At 65.8% G+C, this 16627-nt stretch carries 14 protein-coding genes and 1 pseudogene; 5 read left to right on the top strand and 10 right to left on the bottom strand.

Going from position 1 to position 16627, the window contains the following annotated elements:
• Positions 1-304 precede the first annotated feature (304 nt).
• Positions 305-727, top strand: coding sequence for an arsenate reductase (glutaredoxin) (gene arsC, locus ACCQ03_RS17555; protein ID WP_017158542.1), 423 nt, complete (start codon positions 305-307; stop codon positions 725-727).
• Between the two features lie 335 nt (positions 728-1062).
• The gene (gene def, locus ACCQ03_RS17550) at positions 1063-1578 is read left to right on the top strand and encodes a peptide deformylase (protein ID WP_057679842.1); all 516 of its coding nucleotides are present in this window, start codon (positions 1063-1065) and stop codon (positions 1576-1578) included.
• 219 nt (positions 1579-1797) lie between these two features.
• Here the strand turns inward: def and ACCQ03_RS17545 are convergent, their stop codons facing one another.
• The gene (locus tag ACCQ03_RS17545) at positions 1798-2742 is read right to left on the bottom strand and encodes a DegV family protein (protein ID WP_017157525.1); all 945 of its coding nucleotides are present in this window, start codon (positions 2740-2742) and stop codon (positions 1798-1800) included.
• A gap of 482 nt (positions 2743-3224) precedes the next feature.
• On the opposite strand from ACCQ03_RS17545, the pseudogene ACCQ03_RS17540 reads away from it, so the two are divergent.
• Positions 3225-4039: pseudogene (locus ACCQ03_RS17540) on the top strand (GH12 family glycosyl hydrolase domain-containing protein).
• Between the two features lie 394 nt (positions 4040-4433).
• Here the strand turns inward: ACCQ03_RS17540 and ACCQ03_RS17535 are convergent.
• The 4 genes from ACCQ03_RS17535 to ACCQ03_RS17520 all read right to left on the bottom strand — a co-directional run bounded on the left by ACCQ03_RS17535 (position 4434) and on the right by ACCQ03_RS17520 (position 9715).
• On the bottom strand, positions 4434-6047 hold the full coding sequence (locus tag ACCQ03_RS17535; RefSeq protein ID WP_150147730.1) for a rhamnogalacturonan lyase B N-terminal domain-containing protein: 1614 nt from the start codon (positions 6045-6047) through the stop codon (positions 4434-4436).
• A 354-nt stretch (positions 6048-6401) separates the two neighbouring features.
• Entirely contained in the window at positions 6402-6728 is a 327-nt protein-coding gene (locus ACCQ03_RS17530; protein WP_057680044.1) for a hypothetical protein, read from the bottom strand.
• Between the two features lie 300 nt (positions 6729-7028).
• On the bottom strand, positions 7029-8309 hold the full coding sequence (locus tag ACCQ03_RS17525; protein WP_057680040.1) for an amidohydrolase family protein: 1281 nt from the start codon (positions 8307-8309) through the stop codon (positions 7029-7031).
• Positions 8306-9715, bottom strand: coding sequence for an amidohydrolase (locus tag ACCQ03_RS17520; RefSeq protein ID WP_209226773.1), 1410 nt, complete (start codon positions 9713-9715; stop codon positions 8306-8308). Before ACCQ03_RS17520 ends, ACCQ03_RS17525 begins: the two co-directional genes overlap by 4 nt.
• Before the next feature lie 133 nt (positions 9716-9848).
• On the opposite strand from ACCQ03_RS17520, the gene ACCQ03_RS17515 reads away from it, so the two are divergent.
• Positions 9849-10415, top strand: a complete 567-nt coding sequence (locus ACCQ03_RS17515) for a DUF924 family protein (RefSeq protein ID WP_170922343.1) — start codon at positions 9849-9851, stop codon at positions 10413-10415.
• 154 nt (positions 10416-10569) lie between these two features.
• Here the strand turns inward: ACCQ03_RS17515 and ACCQ03_RS17510 are convergent, their stop codons facing one another.
• Complete coding sequence (locus ACCQ03_RS17510) at positions 10570-11439, bottom strand: hypothetical protein (protein ID WP_057680114.1); 870 nt, start codon at positions 11437-11439, stop codon at positions 10570-10572.
• Positions 11440-11637: 198 nt separating this feature from the next.
• Positions 11638-12564, bottom strand: coding sequence for a Grx4 family monothiol glutaredoxin (gene grxD, locus ACCQ03_RS17505; protein ID WP_005913558.1), 927 nt, complete (start codon positions 12562-12564; stop codon positions 11638-11640).
• A 45-nt stretch (positions 12565-12609) separates the two neighbouring features.
• Here grxD and ACCQ03_RS17500 point away from each other — a divergent pair, with 45 nt between their 5' ends.
• Positions 12610-13401: a polysaccharide deacetylase family protein gene (locus ACCQ03_RS17500; protein ID WP_170922342.1), complete on the top strand. Its 792-nt coding sequence runs from the start codon at positions 12610-12612 to the stop codon at positions 13399-13401.
• A 138-nt stretch (positions 13402-13539) separates the two neighbouring features.
• Here ACCQ03_RS17500 and ACCQ03_RS17495 read toward each other — a convergent pair whose 3' ends face one another.
• The 3 genes from ACCQ03_RS17495 to ACCQ03_RS17485 form a co-directional block, all read right to left on the bottom strand.
• Positions 13540-14211: a methyltransferase gene (locus ACCQ03_RS17495; protein WP_057680116.1), complete on the bottom strand. Its 672-nt coding sequence runs from the start codon at positions 14209-14211 to the stop codon at positions 13540-13542.
• 452 nt (positions 14212-14663) lie between these two features.
• The gene (locus ACCQ03_RS17490; RefSeq protein ID WP_057680117.1) at positions 14664-15314 is read right to left on the bottom strand and encodes an SGNH/GDSL hydrolase family protein; all 651 of its coding nucleotides are present in this window, start codon (positions 15312-15314) and stop codon (positions 14664-14666) included.
• Complete coding sequence (locus ACCQ03_RS17485; protein ID WP_209226772.1) at positions 15314-16585, bottom strand: pyridoxal phosphate-dependent aminotransferase; 1272 nt, start codon at positions 16583-16585, stop codon at positions 15314-15316. Before ACCQ03_RS17485 ends, ACCQ03_RS17490 begins: the two co-directional genes overlap by 1 nt.
• Positions 16586-16627: the final 42 nt, after the last annotated feature.

Raw genomic sequence — 16627 nt, 5'->3', positions numbered from 1 at the left:
TTTCAGTCTGTTCATGACTGACTCATGAATCCGTGATTCGTGTCAATCTTTTGACACATTCGGCGTCGAACGCGAAGCGGCGACCTGAAAACTTCATCGGCAGGGTCGCAGCCCTGGGAGTTCGCTGCCTTCGGCACCGGCACCGGCACCGGCATCGGCATCGGCATCGGCATCAAGGCGCCAGCGCATGCCATGGCAGCGCTCGGCATCCCCGGACGCCACTCGTACACTGGCCGGCCTGGGCATCGTTCGGACATCCGTTGCCGGCGCCGCCCTCCATCAGCCAACCCAGCGCCAGGCCACCATGCACGCCGTCATCTACCACAATCCCGGTTGCGGAACCTCCCGCAACACCCTTGCCCTGATCCGCCACACCGGCGTCGAACCGCAGATCGTCGACTACCTGCAGCATCCGCCAAGCCGCCAGACGCTGCAGTCGCTCATCGCCGCTGCCGGCATTACGGTCCGCGAGGCCATCCGCCAGAAAGGCACGCCCTATCTGGAACTGGGCCTGGACGATCCCGCGCTGGACGATGCGGCGTTGTTGAGCGCAATGCTCGCCCATCCGATCCTGATCAACCGCCCATTCGTCCAGACCACGCGCGGCACCCGCCTGTGCCGCCCCTCGGAGTTGGTGCTGGACCTGTTGCCGCCAGCCACGCGCGGCTTCGTCAAGGAAGACGGCGAACACGTGCTGGACGAGGCCGGTCGACGCATCGGCCGCTGACATGTTCGAGCCGGTCCAACCGGGCGACGCTGGCGTTGCGCTGTCTCGCTGGCCGCAGCGCTGACGTTAGACGCAGTGGGCGTATCCACGGCACGCCGATGACCAAGGCAGCCGCACGCCCACGTGTGCATGCATCCGGCCTACTGAGCGCGGCAAAACACGCCACGGCACGCACCGCGCGCTGGCGCGGTCGCTGCCCGGCGTCGGCATGCAAACCCGCGGCAGCGACCGCACGTACACGGCAGCGGCTGCGTGCCTTTTGCACTACTTGCACCTGCTCGCTACCGGTTGTCAGCCGCTCTAGAATCCACGCCACGATCGTCAGGAGCACTCGCATGATTCGCGAAATTATCCGCATGGGCGACAAGCGCCTGCTACGCGTGGCGCCACCGGTCACCAACCTGGGCAGCGCCGAGTTGCACACGCTGGTGGCCGATATGTTCGAAACCATGGACGCTGCGCGTGGCGTCGGTCTGGCAGCACCGCAGATCGCGGTGGATCTGCAAGTGATGGTGTTCGGTTTCGACGCCAGCGAGCGCTATCCCGAAGCGCCCGCAGTGCCGCGCACGGCCCTGGCCAACGCGCAGATCGAACCGCTGTCGGAAGAACTGGAGAACGGCTGGGAAGGCTGCCTGTCGATTCCCGGCCTGCGCGCAGTCATTCCGCGCTATCGCTTCATTCGCTACCGCGGATTCGCACCCGACGGCACTCCGATCGAGCGCGATGCCGAAGGCTTCCACGCACGCGTGGTGCAACACGAATACGATCATCTGATCGGTCGCCTGTATCCCTCGCGCATCGAAAATTTCGACACATTCGGCTTCGAAGACGTGCTGTCCTACGACCTGTAGCAGGCCGTTCGCTGTGTCCATTGCGGCCTGGCTGCCGCCATACACGGCAGCCATCTATGCTGGATTCCGCCGCATTCAGGGCAATCATCAGCAAGTTGCCTGGTGCGGTGTCCTCGGTGTGTGCGGCGCCGCTTGCGGCATGAACGCAGCAATCGACTTGCGTGGTGGATCGACGGCGTGTCTGGCGAGCGGCGAGCGCATCGCACCCTCGCCCATGCCTCAGGCCGAAAACGTGTGTGGCTCGGCAGCAAATCCGACCGCCAAGGCGCCCTTGCCGACGTTGACCATGCCGGTCAGGCTCATCACGCTTTCCAGGAGCTCCACGCCGTGGCTCTGGCAGGCGCCCTGCAGTGCGGCGTAGCCGGGCAGGGCATGCAGCTCGGCCAGCTCGCCGCCGTAGCCCACGCACACCGTTGGCGTCATCAGGCCGTCGCGAATCTTGCGCACGGTGAAGCCGAACAGCTTTTCGGCCGAAGGTTCGAAACCCTTGAGCTTGGCCACCGGCTCGGTGACGCCGCGGTAGGCGCGCAGCACCGGTTTGATGTCCAGCGCGCTGCCGAGCGCGGCGCCGATCAGGCCGACGCTACGATCGCCCTTGCTGCGTGCGCGGGCGCGCAGGTAATACAGATCGCGTGGAATCATGTAGCCATAGGTGTGCTCGGCCAGCTGTTCCAGGCGGGTACGGATGGCCGCCACGCTCTGGCCCTGGTCGCGCAGGCGGACCGCTTCCACAGCGGTGATGCCCTGGCCGGCGAACAGGTTGAGCGTGTCGATCACCCGTAGCGCGAACGGCGAGGTATGGCCTGCGGCCTGCCGGATCGGCTTGTAGTCGTTGAGGATCGCGAAGCTGGCCTGCATCGCATTGTCGAAGATCTGGCTGCGCAGTTTGGAGATGGTCAGGCAGAACACATGGTCGTAGTCGATGACCAGTTGTTGCAGGAACAGATCGCGGATCTGGTTGACCGAAAACGGCGTGGTTTCCGCTTCGTGCCCTCGCTCGGCCACATGCGCCTGCAAGAAGCTCAGCGTGGCTTCCTCGTCGCGATGATCGGCCAGCACGGCCTCGCCGATACGCACGCTGATCGGCAGTACGATGATGTTGTGATGTTGGATGAAGTCCTGCGGCAGGTCGCACGCGCTGTCCACCACGATTCCGATACGCATCGTCGCCCCCTTTCGGCTGTTGCGTTTGTCTGTAGTGCGAACGCTATCGCAAAACGGCCCGGCCGCGTAGGCCTGAGGTGGAGCTTGTTCCGGGTACCGATCGCGCGGATGGCAGCCGGACTGATGCAGACCCGTGGCAGCGACGCCGCACTGCGTCGAAAGACATTGCATGCGCAGGCGACGCCGCCGGCACGTACGCCGCCGGGCGATGCGTATGTGGCTGTGCAGCATTTAGCGCTCCCGCACTTGGACGTCTTCGCACGAAACCTGCCGCTGCGCTCTCCTCGTGTGGCCTAAGTGCCAGCCAGCGCACGCTGCAAGTGCAAGGTGGCGCCCGCTATCGCACTTGGCCGGGTGGCGCCGCCGGAATCGTGATAGCTCCCCGCGCGGCGCCGCTGCTACGGTCCAACAACGACTGCCAAACGGCACGTCCCGACGGCGCTGCACCAGCGCCGCCGCGCCGAATCATACGGAGAGTCACTATGCACAACTGCCCATCCAGCTCCCTTGTCCAGACGTGCGCCCAGGCGCCAACCACGCGGCGGCGCGCTGCGCGCTGGTGGACCGCAGCGCTCGCTTTCGGTCTGGCCGCACTCGCCCCGGCGGCGCTCGCCGGCCCGTACAAGATCTTTGGCAACCACTATGCATGGGTGAACAATTTCAACGATCCCAACAACATCATCCAGGGCACATTCGGCACCGGCACTACGCCCGAATTGACGGTCACCTTCAATTTCGCCGACTACAACTTGTATGGCTATCCGGCGATCGTGCGCGGCTGGCATTACAACTGGAATCCGACCACCGACACGCTGTTCCCCAAGCAGATCTCCTCGATCAGCTCGCTGCCGTTCAAATTCAACTACAGCGCAGGCGGCACCAATCTGGCCGGTGATTTCGCCTACGACATCTTCTTTCGCTGGGACACCGCCAAGGGCAATCCGCAGCTGGAAGTGATGATCTGGGCGACCACAATTCCTGGCCGATCGGCACCGTGACTGCGACCAAGGTCATCACCGCGGGCGGGCGCACCTTCGACCTGTGGGAAGGCTTCAATTCCGGCGCCGGCTATTACGTCTACACCTTCATTCCGACCGGGACCGCCGGCCAGCCGACGCTGAAGACCAGCGGCAGCCTCAACGTGGATGCCAAGCCGTTTCTGACCTGGCTGCAGAACAATCGCTCCAAGGATGGCCGCTACAGCAACAGCATGTATCTGCACGCGGCCGAAGCGGGGTTTGAAGTGGTACGCGGCAATGGATGGGCCAAGGTCAGCGCGACCTTGGATGCGAAGTAAGCGCAGTCCCCGCTGTGTTGTGCGTGTCGGCGGTACCCGTCGGCACGCACACGGTGTGTGTCGACGTTGGACAAGTCGCCGCCTGCGCGTCGTTCGCTAGTCAATGCCTGCGCAGCGCGCTGTGCACATGACAACGACATGCCGTGTGTGGCACCTGTTGTTTCGACATCGCCTATCGGATGAGCTCACGCTGAGCGATGTGCATGGATGACTGCGCCCGCGTGGCATGTGGGCGCGAACGTGCTGGCGCGCAATGATGTGGAGCAGCGAACGACGTGCCGCTACACGGCCGGTGCCGGTGCGAAGAACATCGGAACGGCTGAGCGCTGCATGCCGACGCCACGCACCAGCCGCGCGTGCCTGGCCGCTGCGCGGATCATGTGTTCGGACGCTGCTATAACGCCACCAGCTGAATGCTGTCGAACACGATTGCCGGGCCGAGGTAGCCGTTGTCGGGGGAGCCGGAGGCAATGCCGATCTCGATGCGGTTGTCGCCGGCCTGCAAGGCAGAGGCGGGGATGTCCACTTCGTAAAGGGTATTGTTGCCGCGCGCAGTGCCGCGCGTGATGCCGCGTGTCTTTGGTTGCGTGGGCGCAGCAGGCAGCGGGCCGTTCCAGCGTGCATTCACGCTGATCTGAGGGCGTGCGCCGCCCTGTGCCAACGGCACGAAGACACGCAGGCGATAGCCGCGCACCTCGTTGGCGGGCAGGGTGAAGTCGATCCGGCTCGGAGTGTTGATGCCGCGCCACTGCACTGCCGGAAAGCTGCTCAGGCTGCTCGATCCCACGGTGTAGGTCGCCGCCGACCAGTGCATGCGCGCATCGGAAGGGTGTGCCCGCGGCAACAGGTCCGCATATCTGAACCCCGCCAGCGTGCCATCGGGAATGCCGATCTGCCACTTCACCGTGCCCGGCAAGGCAACTGCCTGCAGTGCGGCGTGCGCAGTGGCGCCGGCGGAAACCTCGATGTCGCGTTGTGCGACCTCCAGTTCGTTTTGGTAGAGCGTCATGCGATAGCTGCCCGGGCGAACCCCCGTCACCTGGTAGTCCCCATTGCCGTCGGCGGTGGCCCAGTACTGCGCCTGCGTGTTGCGCAGACCGATGACGGCCGGCTGGCCCGGCAGCACGCCGCCGACCTGCCCGCTCACGGTGCCGCGCCCGCTTGCCGGCACATCACCGCTCAAGCCCAGCGTGGCATCGACGAACGCAGTATCCAGCTGCGCACTCGACGGCAAGCTCCCATCGGTGAACAGCAGCCCGTACACGCCGTGCAGGCCGCCGCGAAAGGCCTCGGTCTGGGTGTGATCGGAATACATGTAGTTATAGAGCTCATGCGTCACGCTGGTTTTCTGGGTGGCGATGTCCTTGAAGAACGGGCCGCCCGCGCTGTGCTCGCGGTTGCCCATCAGCATGAATACCGCGACGCCAGGTCCGCTGACGCCATGCACCTGGTCGTCCATCATGCGACGTGCGGAATAGAATTTGGAACTGGTGCGCCCATCCGGCAACACGAAGACATCGTTGCCTTCGATCGCTGTGCCGACATTGGAATCGGGTTCCTGCTGCGCATTCGGCAACTTGGACACGTTCAAGCGGGCGACGAAGCGCAATTCGCCCACCGGCAGCAAGGTTGGCGCAGCGGTGGCCATGTAGATCGCGTTGCGGCCCTTGCGTGCGATGTAGTGCTGGACCAGGTCGCCGGCCTTGGCCGACACCACGATCGTCCCGCCAACGATGCGTGCATCCACGCTGGCACTGCCTAGCCCCGACGCGAGGTGCGAGCCCTTCGATTCGGTGGTCTGCAGTTCGTTGCCGCGATAACGCATCGAGACGATGTCGCCATTTCGGGCATCGATGGCAAACACCAGCTCGGCGCCGGTGTCGACGATCACGCGGTCGCCGCTGCGGCTGATCCCGAAGTCGGCCAGCGCAGGTGCGCTGACGCCGGCATACAGCAGCAGTACGCAGACGAAGTGAGGCCGACGATGGCGAAGCAGGCTGGCGAGCATTCGGAAGCAAGGCATGGTCGCGATGCGTGCGCGCGATGCTAGGCGAGTGCTGAAGACAAAGATTGTGCGCACTGTTCGAAATTCCAGCGATCGAGTGGGGAGTCGTTGGCCAACCGCGGCATCGCCGAGCGTCGGCACAGTGGGCAACCGCAAAGCGCCGGCCTGGCGTCCGCAGTCGAAGAGGCTACCAAAAACCTCGAGAGCCGTTGCCGGTTGTCGGTTGGCGTGGACGGCATCCGGCAACCGCGCTGCACGAGCGGGACATGCGGCACGGATCAGCGGCCGCTTTCGGCCTGGCGGTGACGCAGTCGCCTTGCCAGCTGCCTCTGCGACGCACCTGCATCGTTGCGCGGCTCAGCGCAAGGCATCCTGTGCCGAGACGATGTCCGCCATCCATTGCGTGCGCTTGCCGATCACGAAGCGGTATTGCGTTTGGTCATCCAGCCGCACCGCCAGCGACGTCGGCGCGATCGGCAGCAGGCCGAGCAGGCGCGTCCAGCAGGGCTGCACCGCCACGATCTGCCGCAAGGGCACGCTCAGCGACTGGCGCTGCACATTGAACGCATGCGGCTGAAACAGCAGCGCATCGGCGGTGAGAATCAGGCGCCCGCCCACTGCTTCCATTCCGCGCTGCAGATTGGCAGGTGCCTGGCGCAATACCGCACGATCGATCGAACGCAAGCCGCTGCCGTGGAAGAGCGAGCTCACGGTTGGGCAATGGCGAGGTGGGTACGCGGCGTGTGCCGTGGCAAGACGCCAAGGCGGCCAAGCGCTCTCAGGAGCGAAACCGAAAACATGCGATAGGCCTAGTGGGAAACATCACGACAGCGAAGGCGGCCGGCAAGATGCGGCAGGACACCCTGACAGCACATCGCCTGTGCACAGCAACGAGGCGGTGAAGCGGTGCGCCGGTATCCGCTGTGCCGGCACGCCAACGATGAAAGACATGCTCAGGTGGCGTTTGAGCAACCCAGCGCACGCCTACTTCAGGTAGGCGCGCGGCAGCGGGCCGGCCTGCTGCAGGTAGCGGTCGCGCAGCTCGCTCTGGCGCGATCGCATCGGCATGTCGCGGCCGCCCAGCCAGACCTGCTCGGCATAATGCGCCACATCCAGCGGGTCGCCTTCCCACAGCACCAGGTCGGCCTGCTTGCCGACCGCAATGCTGCCGATGCGATCGCCCACGCCGAAGATGTCTGCCGGCACGCGGGTCAGACCGGCCAGGCCGGCTTCCCAGGGCAAGCCATTGGCAACTGCATTGCCGGCCAGCTGGCGCAGCTTGCGCGCGTTATGCGAGGCATCGCCGTTCTGGGTAAAGCTGACCTCCACACCGGCAGCGCGCAGACGTGCAGCATTTTCCAGCGTCGCGCCAATCTGGTCGAAGGTCGATGGCAGATCCGCCAGCGCGTCGACCAACACCGGCACCTTGGCCTGCGCCAGTTGCGGCGCGAGCTTCCAGGCTTCGGCGCCGCCGGCAATGGCAATGCGCACCTTTTCGCGCTGCGCCCAGCGCAACAGCTGGCGGATGTCGGCTGCCCGTTCCACCTGCACCACGATGCGACCCTGGCCGGCCAAATAGTGCGCGAGGACGCCGCGTCCAACCGGGGTCAGCAATGCATGCGGAGAATCGGCCGGGATACGCCCGCGTGCCTCGGCGACCAGTTGATCCAGCAACATCCACTGCGCCGCGCGCGAGCTGCCGGTGAGATCGGACGCCGCTGCACCGATGCGAAGAAACAAGGCATGCGGACCGACCGGATCCGGACTGCCATCCAGCCGCACGATGCCGCCCTGGCCGGCGATGAAGGCGCCACTGGTGGTCGCCCCCAGCGCGGTGAAGCCGATGCCCTCCACGCGCGCCACCGGCACCAGCACCGAGTCGGGGTTGTAGGCCAGGGTGACGTCGAATTCCGGGCGCATCGGTTGATCGGCCAGTTTGACGCCGCTGTCCACCGTGCTCTCTTCGCCAGAAACCTCTTCGATGCCGATCTCGGTAATGCCGCCGAACAAGGCCGGCGTCAGTGGCCGGCCGTTCGCTTCGACCACGCGGCCATCGGCAGGCGCTGCCAGGTTGCGGCCGATGGCGCGAATCACGCCGCCCTGCACCAGCACGTCGGTGTTCTGCAGGGTGCCTTGCGCGGTGGCAGTGTGCACGGTGGCGCCGCGAATCAGCACCTGCTGGCCGAAGGTTGGCAATGCCAGCGCGGCCATCACCAGTGCCGCGATCGCGCGCAACCGCGGGTGCACAACGGTGGCGCGGCTCATCGTGCCACCTCCTGGCCGAGCATGAAGTCCGACACCGGCTGCAGTGCGCGGTTATGCCGGTCGTAGACCTGCGCGCCGTCGATATACACCTGTTCGGCCAACGCATACGAACTGAAAGGGTTGCCGTTCCAGACCACCACATCGCCCATCTTGCCCGGCTCCAGTGCGCCGGTCTGCTGCTCGATGCCGAGTGCCTTGGCAGCATTGCTGGTGAGCCAGCGGATGGCGCGCTCCGGCGGAATCTCCATGCCACTGCGGCGCGCGTTGGCGATCACCTTGGCGGCCTCCTGGTTGAGCCGCTGGATGCCTTCTTCCGAATCCGAATGCACGATGGCGCAGCTGTTGGCCGGGCGATCGACCAGTGCGATGTTTTCCTGGATGCCGTCGAAGGCTTCCATCTTGAAGCCCCACCAGTCGGCCCACAGCGCGCCGCAGACATTGTCCTGCGCCAGGCGGTCGGCCAGCTTGTACGCCTCTACGCCGTGGTGGAAGGCGGCGATGTGGAAGCCGAACTCCTTGGACAGATCCAGCATGGTCGCCATTTCATCGGCGCGGTAGCAGTGGATGTGCACGCGGATATCGCCGTTGATGGCACCGGCCAGCGTGTCGAGCTTGAGATCGCGCTTGCCGCCGGCATCGCCGCTGCTGTCGTTGTCGCCGCCGCGGCTCCACCAATGGCGCTTGTTGGCGGTTTTCTTTTTCGGTGCGTTCTTCTGCAGATACTCGGCCGCATCGATGAGCGCGGCGCGGTAACCGGCCACGTTGCCCATGCGCGTGCCCGGGCCACCTTTCTGGCCGTACACGCGTTTGGGGTTTTCGCCGCAGGCCATCTTCAGGCCCCATGGTGCACCGGGGAATTTCATGCCCTGGTAGGTGGTGGAGGCGACGTTCTTGAGCGTGACGCCGCGACCGCCGATCAGATTGGCCGAGCCCGGCAGCACCTGCAGCGAGGTGATGCCGCCGGCCAGCGCAGTGCCGAAGCCGGGGTCCTGCGGCCAGATCGAATGCTCGGCCCACACGTTGGGCGTCACCGGTGCGGTCATCTCGTTGCCGTCGCTATGCGCGCTGACGCCCGGGCTGGGATACACGCCCAGATGCGAGTGCACATCGATGATGCCGGGCGTCACCCACTTGCCGGTGCCGTCGATACGGCGCACGTCAGCGGGCGCCTCGAGCGCCTTGCCCACTGCAGCCACCTTGCCGTCGCGCAGCAACACGTCGGCATCGTCCAGCCGCTCGCCGGTACCGGTGAGCACGGTGGCGTGCTGGATCAGCACCGGAGCGGACGCGAGCGCGCGATAGGTGCTGGGATACGGGTCTTGCACGAAGCGCGATGCCGCTGCTGCCGCAGACGCAGGCCCGCACAGCACCGCCGCGCCCAGCGCGGCGAACAGGATGGAACGCATGGATTTCCCCGGTAACACGAAAACGTCAGCCGCCAACCTAGTCGTCGGCGGCGTGCTTGCCAAGTGCTGGAGGTCGAGAGCGGCGGGCTCATCACATGCACCCGTGCATGCTATGCCGAATTCGTCAGGGGATATGTCGATGATTGCCAAAACAGAGCGCAACAAGCAGGCCGATGTGGTGTTGGCTTTCTGGGAGCTGGCCGGCGCGGCGCGCTGGTTCACGCACAACGACGCCTTCGACGCCAACTTTCGCCAGCATTTCAGCGAGCAGCATTTTGCTGCCGCGCGCGGCGAGTACGCGCAGTGGATGGCGCGCGCCGAAGACGCACTGGCCTTGCTGATCCTGCTGGATCAATTTCCACGCAATGCATTTCGCGGCAGTGCGCATGCCTATGCCACCGATGGCCTGGCACTGCGGTACGCCAAGCAGGCGCTCGCCAGCGGCTTCGATCAGCAGGTGTCGGCACAACTGCGGCTGTTTTTCTACCTGCCCTTCGAGCATGCCGAAGACGCCGAGGAGCAGGCGCGCGCGGTGCAGCTGATCACTGCACTGGGCGATGCGGAGACCACCCGTTGGGCGCTGGAGCACCAGCGCATCATTGAGCGCTTTGGCCGGTTCCCGCACCGCAATGCGGTGCGGGGACGTGAAACCACGGCAGAAGAGCAGCAGTTTCTGGATGACGGCGGATTTGCCGGTTGAAGACCGGCATTGGCCATCTGCATGCCCGAAGATCGAGGTCTGCCGCGCGGCGCGGATAGCGACCGTGCGATCGCCGGGCAGACGTGGGCATAACACCGCAGAAGATGCCGCCATGCGCATGCGCACCAGGCAGCGTGCAAGCCGTCAAAACCGATCAGCAGCCGCCCGGCAATGCTTGCGAACGCCAGCTGGCGCCTTCGCCGAGCAGCAGATAGAACCCGTAACTTTCGTAGCCGCTTTCGGCCAGCACGAAATCGAGCGTGCCGTTGCCGTCGACATCGCCGAACTGCAGCAGATGCGTGCGCAGCGGCAGGTCTTCGCAATCGTCGCAGCCGCTGGCAGCGTGACCCTTGCGGAACTGCCAACGGCTGCCGTCATGCTCGAAGATCGCAAGGACGACGAGCACGCCGGTGGGGTTGTCCGGGTTACCGGTCTCGATGGGATGGTTGGATGTCAGGATCGCCACGCGTCGCTGCGGTTGCTGCGTATCGGTGACGATCTGCAGCGCCGCCAGATCCTGCGCGCGATCGGCCTTGAACGCGGCCAGCGCCTGCGCCAGGGCTGCCGGCTTGACGCGCTTGCGCAGCTGCGCGGTGCTGTTCACCTGGGCAAACAGCTCGGCCTGTTCGCTGGCAGTGGCTGCGCGGCCGGCAAAGCGCTTGCCGGGATTCACATCCACGTTCGCCAGCAGCGGCGAGTCGGACAGCGTGGGGTTGCCCTTAAGGCGCAGCTTCGCGGTGCCGCCGCACATGCTGTTGTCGTCCACCATCAGTGCCGCAAGCCGCACGTTGCCGGCGGAAGCGCCGGCGTTGAAGACCTGTAACGGCTGGCCCAGCAGCGTCTTGGGTAGGGTCGATTCCCTGGCGACGTCCTTGCCGAGCCAGACCGGGATGTATTCCAGCGGATCGTCGCTCGGCTGGTTGTCGTAGGTCTGAACCAACAGCACCGCGCGCGACGGCTGGGCAGCGTGGGTAGTCAACGGCAGCAGCGCAGCCAGGGCGACAGAAAGCAGGCGGGTATGCATTGCAGCGATGTCCTTATGCAGGTTGATCCATGAAAAAACGGACGCTCCAGGGAGCGCCCGTTTCGGTATGCGGTGTGCCGGCCTAAGCTGCCTGCGGGCAAGCTGCAGGCACGCGGTTGTCGCAGGCGCGGCAGTCCACACAGGCAGCATGATCGGTGAGCGGCAGCCGCGACCGTGCGACGACCGCTGATGTGTTGCTCAGTATTTCGCCACGCCGTTGTCCACCTCGTCCGACCAGGCATCGATGCCGCCGGTGACGTTGTAGACGTTGGTGAAGCCCAGGCCACGGAAATGTTCGGCGGCCTGCAGGCTGCGGCCGCCGCGGTGGCACAGGAACGCCAGCGGGGTGTCCTTGGGCAACTGTTCGATGGCGGCACGCTCGTGCGCATCCAGCGTGCGGAACGGTGCGGCCACCGTGGCCAGCGCGCGCTCGTCGGCCGGGCGCACGTCCACCAGGGTCAGGCTGCCGGCCTTGAGCCGGTCGTCGGCGTCGCGCACCGACAACTCCTGCACCGGCTTGGGCGCATTGGGGTTATCGATGGCCAGGCCACGGCCGCGGATGTCGTCGACCCAATCGATGGTGATGCCATCGGCACGACGCGCGCTGGCCAGGTCGAACTGCACGCGCAGCCCGTTGGATTCAGCCGCAATCGCGTTCGGGTTGGTCGGCGCCAGCTGGAAGTTCGGCTGGAAATTGGCATCGATGGCCAGCGTCAGCGAGGCATCCGGCGCATCGGCCAGCGCACCCTTGAGCATCTCGACCGCGGCGGGAGTAATGGTGATCTTGGGCGGGCTGCGGTCGGGCGCCTGCAGGCCGAGCATGCTGCTCAGCTCGCCGCTGTCGGCCATCTGCACGATGATGTCGCTGCCGCCGATCAGCTCGCCGTCCACGTACAGCTGCGGAATGGTCGGCCAGTCGCCATAGGCCTTGATGCCCTCGCGGATTTCCTGGTCGGCCAGCACGTTGACGTGGGCATAGTCGATGCCCAGGCCGTCCAGCACGCCGACCGCCTTGGCCGAAAAACCGCACTGCGGCATGCCGGGCTGGCCTTTCATGAAGAGCACCACGCGGCTGGATTGCAGCAGCGTATCGATACGGGAACGCAGGGCGGGATCGAGAGACATGGCAGCACTTCGGTGGCAGCGTGGAGACCGGGCATTCTACGCCGCATGGCATCATTGGGCATGACCACGCCGGAAACGCTGTATCGCACCCCTTCGCGCCCGTACCGCTGGGTGGGCCTGTTTGCCCTCTCGCAGGTAGCGGTGGCCCTGCTGTGGTGGCATCTGGGCTGGGCCTGGGGGCTGCCTGCGCTGCTGCTGTCGCACGCGCTGTTCGTGGTGCCGGTGTTCCTGCCACGCGCGCGGCTGTATGCGCCGGTACTGGCGCGGCTGCCCGGTCGGGCGCCGCAGGTGTGGCTGACCATCGACGATGGCCCGTCCGACGATACCCCGGCCATCCTCGACCTGCTGGATGCGTACGACGCCAAGGCAACGTTCTTCGTGGTCGGGACACGTGCCGAGCAGCGGCCCGAGCTGGTGCGCGAGATGGTGCGGCGGGGGCATGGCATCGGCAACCACAGCCACACCCATCCGCAGGCCTGGTTCTGGGCGCTGGGGCCGCGCCGCATGGCGCAGGAAATCGGCCAGGCGCAGCGCGTGCTGGCCTGCATCACCGGCCAGGCGCCACGGCTGTACCGCTCGGTGGTGGGCATGACCAACCCCTTCGTCGCCTCGCCGCTGCGCGCGCACGGGCTGACCCGGGTGGCCTGGAGCGCGCGTGGCTTCGACGGCGTGCGCTGCGAGCCGGACATCACCATCGCCCGCATCGTGCGCGACCTGCAACCCGGCGCCATCGTGCTGCTGCATGAAGGCGCCGCGCACGGCCACAACCTCACCATCCTGCGCGGCGTGCTGGAGACGATGCGGGCGCGTGGGTTGGTGGGGCGGCGGCCGGATTAAGCGCGACGAACAAAAACGACTGCGCTCACCGCCTGGCGGGCGCGGCGCGGCATGTCACGTCCATGCATGCTAGGTTCTTCGCCCCTTCGACATCCACCCCACGATTGCTCGCCACGTGTAGCGCGTCGCCTGTCGCGCTCAGCGTGGCTCGGCCACGATTAACCAGTTGTTGAATGGCGTGTTGCCATACAGCGGCGCAAACGTGGCGCGCAGGCCGGCCGCATCCAGATGCGCCTGCAGGCTGTCGCGGGTGGGATAGCTGCGCGGCATCCGCTGCATCCAGCCGCTCAGGTGCGCCAGGACATCGGTGACACGGCTGGTGCGGCCACGGCTGCTGGCATCGCCCAGTGCGCTGCGAATCACCAGCTTCGCGCCAGGCGTGAGCATCTGCGCCACGCTGCGCAGCAGACTGGCCTGCATGTCCGCTTGCAGATACTGCAGCACATCCAGGATGGTGACGCTGCCCCGATGCTGCGGCCACGCCACGCTCAGATCGACCACCTCGAACTTGGTAGTGTCCAGGTTGGCGCGCTGCGCGATGTGCTGTGCGCGGCGAATCTTGGACGCATCCACGTCCACACCGTGATACGCCAATGCCTGACCATCGGCGCGCAGTGCATGGGCCAGCAGGCCGAGCCCGCAGCCCAGGTCCAGCACCGGCGCAGCGGTATTGCGCAGCTCGGCCAGCACGCCCGGATACAGCGGGTCGGTGCGCAGCTTGGCTTGCGTGTAGTAGTAGTCGTAGCGGTTGCCCAGCGGATGCGCCGGCAAGAAAGCGCGTGCAATCGTCAACGCCTGCGCGCGGCTCATCGGTTGGGTGGCAGTGGTGTGCAATGTCGTTCCTTGGCAATCAGGCGTGCTGCGCCGCTAGCTTAGGGCCTGCCGGGCTGGTTGGGGTAGGGCGGGTTGGCAGTTTGCGATGCGTGCCCACGGATGCATCGGTGCCTGGTATCTGACGTGCGCGTATCGAAAGGCCTGGCCGCGTCGCCCGTTGCTACCGCATGGCCTTGAAGGATGAGTGGCAGAGACCGGATGCAACATTTCGCGCTACCCAAGCAAGTGCGAACCGACGCGCGCAAAGCCATCGCGCCGATAAGCCCAGAACGCCACGTTGGCGTGGTGTCTTGCCAAGACCTGGCGCGCAGTCATTCGATGGGCCTTGGCTGCATGCAGGAACTGCAGCGTACGGTTGCTAGATGCTGTTTTACGGCGCCGGCCGCAGCCCCCTGGCGGCGTCGCAGTCTGTGTCGCCCAGCTTCGTTTTAGACGATGGTGTCCACCGAGCCAGTTGCCCCCAGCGCATCGCGCGCTGCCGGTAGCGCCAATGCTGTCCAGCGCGCATACATCGCACCGGAAGGATGCAAACCGTCGTCCACCAGCATGTCCACCGCATCGCCGCCATCGCGGCTGGTGGCCGTGATGTCGACAAAGCGCACGCCATGCGCACTGCAGCGGTCGACAGCGATTGCATTGAACGCATCGATCTGCGCACCGATCAATGCGGCATCACCACTTTGAGCGCGCGCAAACGGGGTCAGGCCCCAATCGGGAATCGACAGCACGAATACACGTGCCGGGTGCCCATCCGCGAATGCAATTGCACGCAGCAGCAGGGCGTCGAACTGTTGGCGGTACTCGTCTAACGGACGCCCGCGGTACTGATTGTTGACGCCGATCAACAAGCTCACCAGCGCGAATGGCCCCTCCGGTGCAGCCGCGTCGATCCCGGCCTGCAATTCGTCGGTGGTCCAGCCGGTGGTGGCGATGATCTGCGGCGGCGCCACGTTCCAGCCGTATGCACGTAAGCCGTCGACCAGTTGCAGCGGCCAGCGCTGCGCAGGCGCAACGCCTTCGCCGATCGTGTACGAATCGCCGAGCGCCAGATAGCGCAGCGGCGCGCCAAGCGCGGCCATCAGGCCACGCTGCGTGGCTTGAGTGGAACCACCTTGGTGACCGCTTCGGCGCGGCGTGCCAACGCACGGTCGATGCGGGCAAACACATCGCGCATCACGCCGGCTTCCGGCATCAAGGTCACGCGGAAATGATGGCGATACGGCACGTTGAAGCTGGAGCCGGGAACCACCAGCACGCCTTTCTCGTTCATCAGATCGAGTGCGAATTCGTGATCGTCGAAGTTGCGCGCCGCCGCGCCCACTACTGCGGGGAACGCATACAGCGCCCCGGCCGGTGCCACCAGCTGCAGATGCTCGCTGGCCGCACAGGCCTCGATCACCGCGCGGCGGGTTTCATACAGACGTCCGCCGGGTGCACACAATGCCGAGATGGTGTCCGGCCCGTTCACCGCCGCATCGATGGCGTACTGGCCTGGCACGTTGGCGCACAGGCGCAAGGCGCCGAGCAGGTCCATCGCGTTGCGCAAGTCGTTGATGCGCGCCTGCTCGCCAGAGAGCAGCGCCCAGCCCACGCGCCAGCCGCACGCGCGATGCACCTTGCTTAGCCCGCTGAAGGTGATGCACGGGTGCGTGCCGGCCAGCGGCGCGACCGGCACGAAGGCTGTGTCGTCGTACAGCACCTGGTCGTAGATCTCATCGACCATCAACAGCAGGTTGTGCTTGGTGGCGATCGCCACGATGCGCTCCAGCAGCTCGCGCGAATAACTGGCGCCGCTGGGGTTGTTCGGATTGATCAGCACGATGGCGCGGGTGCGCGAGGACACCAGCGTCTCGATCTCCACCGGGTCCGGCTGGAAGCCGTTTTCCGGTGCGCAGCAGTAATACACCGGGCGTCCGTCGTTGAGGATGGTCGCCGCCGACCACAGCGGGTAATCGGGCGAGGGCACCAGCACTTCGTCGCCGGGATTGAGCAGCGCACGCAGCGACAGATCGATCAGTTCGCTGACGCCGTTGCCGATGAAGATCCGGTCCGGATGCGCGTCCGGATGCTGGCGCCGCGAGTACGCCTTGGCGACCGCTTCGCGCGCCTCCGGCAGGCCTTGCTGATGGGTGTACGGATCGGTGCGGCCCATGTCGTCGGCGATGGCACGCTGCAGATGCTCCGGCGCACGGAACCCGAATGCACCCGGGTTGCCGATATTGAGCTTGATCAGCTTGCGGCCCTGCGCCTCCAATTCCCGCGCTCGCCGCGCCAGTTCGCCCCGGATTTCGTAGCGGACTTCGGACAGACGCTCACGAATCGCGAGCGGCTTTTGCGGGGCAGTGGACATGCGATGGGCCGGTTGTAGGCGTGAGGCTTGGCATGGTATCGG

It is taken from the genome of Xanthomonas sp. NCPPB 3569 (assembly GCF_041475645.2).
Lineage (GTDB): Bacteria > Pseudomonadota > Gammaproteobacteria > Xanthomonadales > Xanthomonadaceae > Xanthomonas > Xanthomonas phaseoli.
Note: the sequence above shows the minus strand (reverse complement) of the source record. Positions and strands in the feature narration are given on the sequence as shown.

Coding starts and splice junctions, on each gene's coding strand:
- arsC (WP_017158542.1), top strand. CDS start 305: ATGCACGCCGTCATCTACCACAATCCCGGTTGCGGAACCTCCCGCAAC.
- def (WP_057679842.1), top strand. CDS start 1,063: ATGATTCGCGAAATTATCCGCATGGGCGACAAGCGCCTGCTACGCGTG.
- ACCQ03_RS17545 (WP_017157525.1), bottom strand. CDS start 2,742: ATGCGTATCGGAATCGTGGTGGACAGCGCGTGCGACCTGCCGCAGGAC.
- ACCQ03_RS17535 (WP_150147730.1), bottom strand. CDS start 6,047: ATGCTCGCCAGCCTGCTTCGCCATCGTCGGCCTCACTTCGTCTGCGTA.
- ACCQ03_RS17525 (WP_057680040.1), bottom strand. CDS start 8,309: ATGAGCCGCGCCACCGTTGTGCACCCGCGGTTGCGCGCGATCGCGGCA.
- ACCQ03_RS17520 (WP_209226773.1), bottom strand. CDS start 9,715: ATGCGTTCCATCCTGTTCGCCGCGCTGGGCGCGGCGGTGCTGTGCGGG.
- ACCQ03_RS17515 (WP_170922343.1), top strand. CDS start 9,849: ATGTCGATGATTGCCAAAACAGAGCGCAACAAGCAGGCCGATGTGGTG.
- ACCQ03_RS17510 (WP_057680114.1), bottom strand. CDS start 11,439: ATGCATACCCGCCTGCTTTCTGTCGCCCTGGCTGCGCTGCTGCCGTTG.
- grxD (WP_005913558.1), bottom strand. CDS start 12,564: ATGTCTCTCGATCCCGCCCTGCGTTCCCGTATCGATACGCTGCTGCAA.
- ACCQ03_RS17500 (WP_170922342.1), top strand. CDS start 12,610: ATGGCATCATTGGGCATGACCACGCCGGAAACGCTGTATCGCACCCCT.
- ACCQ03_RS17495 (WP_057680116.1), bottom strand. CDS start 14,211: ATGAGCCGCGCGCAGGCGTTGACGATTGCACGCGCTTTCTTGCCGGCG.
- ACCQ03_RS17490 (WP_057680117.1), bottom strand. CDS start 15,314: ATGGCCGCGCTTGGCGCGCCGCTGCGCTATCTGGCGCTCGGCGATTCG.
- ACCQ03_RS17485 (WP_209226772.1), bottom strand. CDS start 16,585: ATGTCCACTGCCCCGCAAAAGCCGCTCGCGATTCGTGAGCGTCTGTCC.